9 protein-coding genes and 1 pseudogene are annotated in these 6857 nt (G+C 66.3%); 7 read left to right on the forward strand and 3 right to left on the reverse strand.

The annotated features are described in order from the left end of the window. Positions 1-468 precede the first annotated feature (468 nt). Positions 469-711, reverse strand: coding sequence for a hypothetical protein (locus AB0M36_RS25440; RefSeq protein WP_364161565.1), 243 nt, complete (start codon positions 709-711; stop codon positions 469-471). A gap of 360 nt (positions 712-1071) precedes the next feature. Here AB0M36_RS25440 and AB0M36_RS25445 point away from each other — a divergent pair, with 360 nt between their 5' ends. Next, positions 1072-1752, forward strand: coding sequence for a hypothetical protein (locus tag AB0M36_RS25445; protein WP_364161567.1), 681 nt, complete (start codon positions 1072-1074; stop codon positions 1750-1752). Positions 1753-1770: 18 nt separating this feature from the next. Here AB0M36_RS25445 and AB0M36_RS25450 read toward each other — a convergent pair whose 3' ends face one another. Then, complete coding sequence (locus tag AB0M36_RS25450; protein ID WP_364161569.1) at positions 1771-1905, reverse strand: hypothetical protein; 135 nt, start codon at positions 1903-1905, stop codon at positions 1771-1773. A 481-nt stretch (positions 1906-2386) separates the two neighbouring features. Between AB0M36_RS25450 and AB0M36_RS25455 the strand changes: the two genes are divergently transcribed. The 5 genes from AB0M36_RS25455 to AB0M36_RS25475 all read left to right on the forward strand — a co-directional run bounded on the left by AB0M36_RS25455 (position 2387) and on the right by AB0M36_RS25475 (position 6206). Continuing rightward, positions 2387-3265, forward strand: a complete 879-nt coding sequence (locus AB0M36_RS25455) for a hypothetical protein (protein WP_364161571.1) — start codon at positions 2387-2389, stop codon at positions 3263-3265. Between the two features lie 20 nt (positions 3266-3285). Next, positions 3286-3552 carry a MoaD/ThiS family protein gene (locus AB0M36_RS25460; protein ID WP_364161573.1) on the forward strand — a complete coding sequence of 89 codons (267 nt, stop codon included), beginning with the start codon at positions 3286-3288 and terminating at the stop codon, positions 3550-3552. 50 nt (positions 3553-3602) lie between these two features. Further along, entirely contained in the window at positions 3603-4184 is a 582-nt protein-coding gene (locus tag AB0M36_RS25465; protein WP_364161575.1) for a TetR/AcrR family transcriptional regulator, read from the forward strand. 1003 nt (positions 4185-5187) lie between these two features. After that, positions 5188-5643 (forward strand): hypothetical protein, encoded by a 456-nt coding sequence (locus AB0M36_RS25470; RefSeq protein ID WP_364161577.1) that lies wholly within the window; start codon positions 5188-5190, stop codon positions 5641-5643. After that, positions 5631-6206, forward strand: a complete 576-nt coding sequence (locus AB0M36_RS25475; protein WP_364161579.1) for a DUF1697 domain-containing protein — start codon at positions 5631-5633, stop codon at positions 6204-6206. Before AB0M36_RS25470 ends, AB0M36_RS25475 begins: the two co-directional genes overlap by 13 nt. A gap of 170 nt (positions 6207-6376) precedes the next feature. Here the strand turns inward: AB0M36_RS25475 and AB0M36_RS25480 are convergent. Further along, positions 6377-6655, reverse strand: a pseudogene (locus tag AB0M36_RS25480) (transposase family protein); the annotation flags it as partial. Positions 6656-6657: 2 nt separating this feature from the next. Here AB0M36_RS25480 and AB0M36_RS25485 point away from each other — a divergent pair. Next, a partial coding sequence (locus AB0M36_RS25485) for a hypothetical protein (protein WP_364161581.1) occupies positions 6658-6857 on the forward strand: 200 nt, incomplete at its 3' end.

The following is a 6857-nucleotide window of genomic DNA, read 5'->3' on the forward strand; positions in this document are numbered from 1 at the left end:
CGGCCCTCGCCCGACAACCGGTCCAGCCAAAAGGCGAACAGGTCGTCCGGTGCCGCAGCGGCCGTCATCGCGGATGTGACCATCGTTCGTCACCAATGCCCGAGAAGCAGATACGCCGCCGGGGATACCCGGACCGCCGGCAGTGTCACCTGACTTCGGCGGCTCTCACCCGCAAGAGTGACCGACTCACCACGGCGCCTTCGAAGAAGCGTGGACGCCCGCTCCGCTCCGCGAGCGAACTCACGTACATTCTTCTGCCGAAACAACGCGTGCTCGGAAGAGACGCTCTCCCAGTTCTATCTGCTGGGATTGCCCTCCCATGACGCTGAAGACCGATATTTCGGGCCTGACACGCTGGGGCCAGGTCCGACGGAATGTGAACCGTAAGTGCGGAAACGGACCGTGTGAGCCTGCGGAGGACCAAGGATGACGAGCGGCTTCGGCGCTCCGACTCAAGCCAGCGGCACTTCAACGTCTACCACGGGCCGTCATGGTACGCCTGCTCGAGCAGGCTGTTACGCACACGAGCGTGACCTTCACCTTGAGATCCAGCGAGATGTCAACCGGCTCGTGGTCGTAGACCTCCTCGACGAACGGAGCGCTCATCACCTCCTGGTCGCGCTGCGACGAGGCCAGCGCCTCGGCCCGTAGCGACACATCCGCTCCGATGCGGCGAGCGAGGCCATCCGCCGCGTCACGCTCTCGCAGCATGTGCGGCAGAGTCGTGTTGCAGAATGTCACCATGACCCGGGTGTCCGGATCAGGCTCCCGCGCACCGCCCCGACGTGACGGGGCCCGGTGGCGGAGCCGACCAAGTAAACCGAAACCCCTCTCTGGCCCGGATCTGGTGGTTACAGTTCCTTTGTCCACTCCCCCTGGATGGAGCATTGCTGCTCAATGCAGGCAGCATGCGTTTATCTAGTGAAGGGAGCCTCGATGACCAAACTTCCTCAAGCAACGGAAGAATCGCCGACCACGCCGCCCGCCTCATTGCTGCGGGGAGGGAAATCCGCACCGCAGCCGTCGTCGATCCTGGCAGAGGAGGGGGCAGCCGGCTTGTCAGGAGTCCGCATGGTCGACGACGTCCAGGACCTCCTCGGGGACCTCAGGGAAGCGCCGACAGCCCTGCTAGGTGGAACGTCCGCACCACCAGCGGCTCCGCCTCCGTCGGTCCCGGCCCGAGAAGCGCCGTTCCCGCCGTCACCGAACCCCGCGGGTGGCCCCCCTCCACCGCCACCGCCGGCTCCCTATCCGACCCGGCCGACGGTCACTGCCGCGCCGATCAGCAGGAATCGTATCGACGAATGCCTCGACAGCGCGAAATATTGGGCAATTCGCCTGCCTAGATACGCCAATGAGATGCAGAGCCGCGCCGACGGATACGCCATTGCCGCCGCAATTCTCAGCACCATCACGAGCCTCGCCATATGGGGGATTCTGACCGAATCCAGTTCGTGGTGGACGAAGGCGCTGGCCTCTGCTGCCGCTCTTGCGGCCGCCGCGGCGGCGATCCTCCCGAGAGTCAAGAACTATCCGGAGGCGGCCGGCAAGGCGAGGCAGTTGGCGACGCAGTACGGCACCATCAAGGGCCGGTTGGTGGATGCCCAGGTCTGGAGTTCCGCCAACATCGCCGAGGACACCGCCCTCCGGCAAGTGGTGGAGGAATTCGAAGCAATCAAGAGCGGCAAGGATTCGCTCGTCCCCTACCCCAAGAGGTACATAAACGAGCGCCACCCGGAGGCCAAAGCGTAACCGGCTGACCCACCGCCGTCAGAGCGCCACGGCCGCCGCGTCGACGCCGGGGAGGAACCCCGCCGCTGCCCGGCGGCCGATGGTGCCGATAGCATCCCGGATCGCCTGCCTCACCCGAGCGTCCGGCTCGACCAGCAGCCGGTCCCGGAGCACGGTCAGAACGTCCGCGGCCCGAGCGCCGCAGCCATCAGCGCGGCGGGTGGCCTCACGCCGCACCGGCAGGCGCTCATCGCGGAGCAGAGCCGCCAGGCGCGCGACGACAAGTCCTCTTGATACTCCGCGGTCGACATGCGTCCGTAGAACGCGAACCGCAGCGAGCCGGTCGGCGGCCGATCTGAGTTCCCCCGGTTCGGCGGAGCTTCTCAAGCATGATCGACTGATCATGGGGAGGAAGCATCCGTGCCTCGTGCGCAGCGTCGACGACCTCACGACAGCGATGATCAAACCTAGGGCATCCAAGGCAGGGGTCCTGCGACGCCTGGCGCGGGACTGCTGAGCTGCGCGTTCCTTCCGGGAGTTCCTCGATGCTGTGACACGAGGTTGACCATTGTGGATTTTTCCGCCTACGCTGGTAGACAGAACGTTCTATCTAGTCTCACCTCTGGACCCGAGCGCCCGCTTTGGGAAGGTGTCAATGCCGCGTACCGTGCAGTCCGAGATCGTGTACGACTCCAGCTTCTTCACGCCGGTGCAGATGCAACCGCGCAGTGTGCTCTCCATCGGCTTCACCAACTGGGCCCGGTGGGCGTCGCAGCACCTCGTCAGCTTTCCGCAGCTGGTCCGGCGGTACGGGGTCAGCTTCGTGGTCGTCCACCTGCGGATCGAGTACCTCGCCCCGTTCCGGTTCCTCGACGGCGACCGGGTCCTCGTCTCGACCGGTGTGCAGGTCGACACGACCGGCCGCTACCTGCACGTCACCTCCGAGGTGACCAACGGCGACTACGCCATCGCCCGGGCGGAAAGCTATGCGCGCTGCGTCAGGCTCGACAGCGACCGCGGTTTCGGCGCCGAGACAGGGCGAATTCCGGACGTGCTCAGCGCCCTGTTCGACGCCGACGAACAGGGCGCTCCCCCACCGCCGCGCGTCCTGCACGAGTCGCTCGAGGCATTGGAGACAGGACACCCGGCGGTCGCCGCGGCCGCCAATCCGGTCGTCATGCATCGCGGCCTGTGCGAGGTCGCCGACCAGTGGAGCTTCGTGGAGATCCCGGCACAGCTCGGCGCCGCGCGGGAGACGCTGGTGGCGCGGCACGGCGGCCGGATCCCGCGGATCAGGTCCGGACTGACCAGTCCGGTACGGTGCATCGAGATCGAGCTCATGCGCCCGTTCTTCCTGCTCGACGAGGCGACCTTCGCGGCCGCCGCGCACCACGTCGACGACTCCGTCGCCTTCTCCCACCGGCTGCTGGGCCGCGACGGCCGCCTGCACGGCCTCGCGCTCGAGACGTTCGACGCACCGGTCGAGCCACCTGCGAACGCGCTACGGGCGCCTCACGATGACACCACCCACTGACCGATCACCGGAGGGAATCCATGCACATCCGCCTGCCCGGCACACTGCTGCACTACGTCGGCCACAGCGACGCGCTCACCTACGACGCGCGCACCGTACGCGACGCCCTGTCCACCCTGGTCGAGGAGTATCCGGCCCTGGGCCTGGTGCTGCTCGACTCGTCCGGCCAGGTGCAGCGCTTCCACAGCCTGTTCCTCAACGGCGAACAGCTTCGCCACGACGAGCTGGACCGGCCCGCCGCCGCTGACGACCGGCTCGAGGTGCTGACAGCCATCGCGGGCGGTTGACGCCGGCGGCCCACGCCGCCGGCCCGGGTGGTCCACTACCCTTGGCCGATATGGCGAAGGCACCCACCGCACCCGATCGGCGCTCGTCACCCGCGCGGCAGCGACTGCTCGACGCCGCGGCGCGGGTGTTCTACGCCGAGGGCATCCACGCCGTCGGCGTCGACCGGATCATCACCGAGGCGGGCGTCACCCGGGCGACCTTCTATAACCACTTCCGGTCCAAGAACGACCTCGTCGTCGCGTACCTCGACGAGCGGGACCGGGCCGTACGGGCGCGGGTTGCGGCCGCAGTCCCCGACAGCGACGATCCCCGCGCCACGCTGAGCGCGCTCGCCACCGGGATCACCGATGAGATGTGCGAGCCCGGATTCCGGGGGTGCGCCTTCATCAACGCCGCCGCCGAGTATCCCGACCCTGACCATCCGGTCTCGCGGGTGATCGCCGGGCACCGTGCCTGGTTCCGGACGGCCCTCGCCGAGTTCCTCACCCGGGCCGGGCATCCGGAGCCGTACCGCGTCGCCGGAATGCTCTTCATGCTCCGCGACGGTGCGATGGTGAGCGGACATCTGGAAGGCCCCGAGACCGTCCGAGCGAACTTCACCGATGCGGTTCTCGGAGTGCTCGAGCACTGAGGACGCCGGGCTGTAGTCGTGGAGTGCTCCGGCGCGGGAGCTCAATAGCCTCGACACGCCGCTCAGTGGTGGAGCGGTGCCGCGAGCATCGTTTGCTGTCTCGACGGTGGGACGAACTTGTCACCGCTCCAACGGTGCTCCTTGGACACGGGACCGCTCAGTACCAAACCCATGGACCGGTGAACTTCAAGATGCCAGCCCATACGTGCAGGCGCACGCGTTTGCCGTTCGTCAGTGAGGTGGCAAAGGGACCGTGGTGGCCGAGGGTCGCTGCACTGTTGCCGACGGGATACACCACGGAGCCTGCTACCTCGGCTTCGAAGTAGACGTTGCACGGAGTGCAGTTGTTGTTGGCGATGATGTAGAAGTCGAGGTACCCCTGTGTGCCTTGATTGCTGCTGCACACATTCATTCTCCAACCGGCTTGACTAGTCAGATAACACCCGCCCCCGCTCGCTGCCGCCGGGCTGGCCGAAACGAACGCGCCAGTGAGGCAAAGAATCACTGCGGCGACTGCCGCAAGGCCGGTCGCAGGACGGGGATCGGCATCCCGCCCCGCTGGTGGCGCGCTGCCTGCCCCGTGCCTTCTACCGGCCCGGCCCTAGTCCGGCAAGGGCGCTCCGCCTGCGGTCCCGCCACCGTCGCAGCCGACGGGCGGGTGGTGGCGTGGCAGCCGGTGGCGGGTCCGGGGCGCGTCCCTTGCCGGTCTGCGGGCTCGCGGGGCCTGTCGGCGGTGGGGTCAGCGCCCCCCACCTGCGGGCGCCGGGGCTTCAGTCCCGGCGCTTGCGCCTCTCGGCGCCATCGTTATCCGCTTCGCCGTCCTGGGGCGAGGTAAGGGGTGGGTTCTTCGCGCGTGGGTGCGTGCTGGTGCGTTCGCACGCGCCTACCACGAGGAGTTGTCTTTGATGATTGACGATGCTGCTGACGGGCCGGTTGCGCTCCGGCCAGTCACCGATCTGCTGGGGGTGGTGCCGTATCTGATCGGGTTCCGCAGGACAGTGTGGTGGCCCTGTTTCTCGATTCCGGCAACGGCGTCGTCTTCGCGGCACGTACGGAGGCCGAGAACAAGCCGGCACCGTTGGTAGAAACCTTCACCGACGCCGCCGCGCGCCACGAGGCGACCTCGCTCATCCTCATCGGGTTCGACGCGGCCGTAGCGGGCGATGGTCTTGTTGAGGACCTTGTCGTCGGCGGCTTCGACGGTGCACAGTGGCCATCGACATGCGCAAGCTCATCGTTGGAGCGACCGCTGCTCGGACGTCGGCAGACAGAGCCCATCGGCTACGCAGGTGATGATTGCCGCTCCCTCGACGTGTCCGGATCTGCCGAGATGAGTGCGTTCGGCCACGCCGGGTCCAACGTTCGTTTTGCAATTTCTTTGACCGACACTCGAGTCATTATGCGCAAGGCGGAGGCAACTTTACGTGGCCTTCGGTCGTGGGTAAAATGGGTGAGGTGAAGACTTTCCTGATTCTTTTGCGCGGCATCAATGTCGGAGGCAAGAACAAGGTTTCGATGGCGGAACTGAAGAGGTGCCTGGCAGGGCTCGGGTTTTTCGACGTCTCAACTTTTATTGCCAGCGGCAACGTTGTCTTGACCTCGGACCGGAACGCCGACGAGATAGCGGTCCAGATCGAAGCGGCGCTGCCCAAGGCTTTCAAGCTTGACAGCGAACTCATCAAAGTCCTGGTCCTCACGCGTGATCAACTCCAGGCTGTCGTCGACGACAGACCGAAGGGCTTCGGCGATCAGCCGGACAAATATCACAGTGACGCGATTTTCCTGATGGGCATCGAGGCCGCCTCGGCGATGCCGATATTCAATACGCGCGAGGGCGTCGACAGGGTGTGGCCGGGTAATGGTGTCATCTATTCGGAGCGTCTCAGCGCACAGCGAACAAAGAGTCGGCTAAGCTCGATGATGACGTCACCACTCTACAAGTCGATGACTGTTCGCAACTGGAGCACAACAGTCAAGTTGTTGGAAATGCTCAATGCCAGAGGTGCCCACGCGGAGGGGTAGCGTCGCACTCCGCCCATTGCCGGATGTCCGGATCTGCCGCAATCCGCACGTGCCGGCGTCCCGCGCGCCGTCACACTGCATTTTGGCCCGATCGGCACTGCGCGGTGCATGCTCATGTCGATGAGGAGCACCGCATCCGGCTGAGGCCGCTTCGAAGGCGGCAATGGGTCGGCCCGCTCGCCGCGGGCGCGGATCCGGGCATGCGCACGGTTGACGGTCTTCTGTCGGCGGGACAGCTTCGGCCGGTAGCGGTGGCGTTTGAACGGTGTCCGGACGCTGCCGCGGGCACCCTGATACGCCTTGTCAGCGAAGGTCATCATGTTCGCGCGGGTCAACGCGGTAGCGAGGTTGTGGGTGCGGGCCGCGGTCAGGTCATGGACGGCGTCGGGCAGGGCCGCATCCGCGATGACCTGCACGTTCACGCCGTGACGTCGGTGCCTCCCGGGCCAGCGTGCCCACGATCACCCCGGCCGGTACGGTGATCAACCCAGGCCGGAGGCTATTCCTGTTCGATCTCGGCCAGGTCGGCCGGGCAGGGCCGTTGGGCGTAGCGGGGCGGCCGGTTCAAGGCCGCGTCCGGTCAGGGTTTGAGGACGACCTTCTCGCAGTTCTCTTGTTTGTTCTTGAAGATGTCGAAGCCGCGCTCGGCCT

Source organism: Actinoplanes sp. NPDC051346 (genome assembly GCF_040682215.1).
Classification (GTDB): Bacteria; Actinomycetota; Actinomycetes; order Mycobacteriales; family Micromonosporaceae; genus Actinoplanes.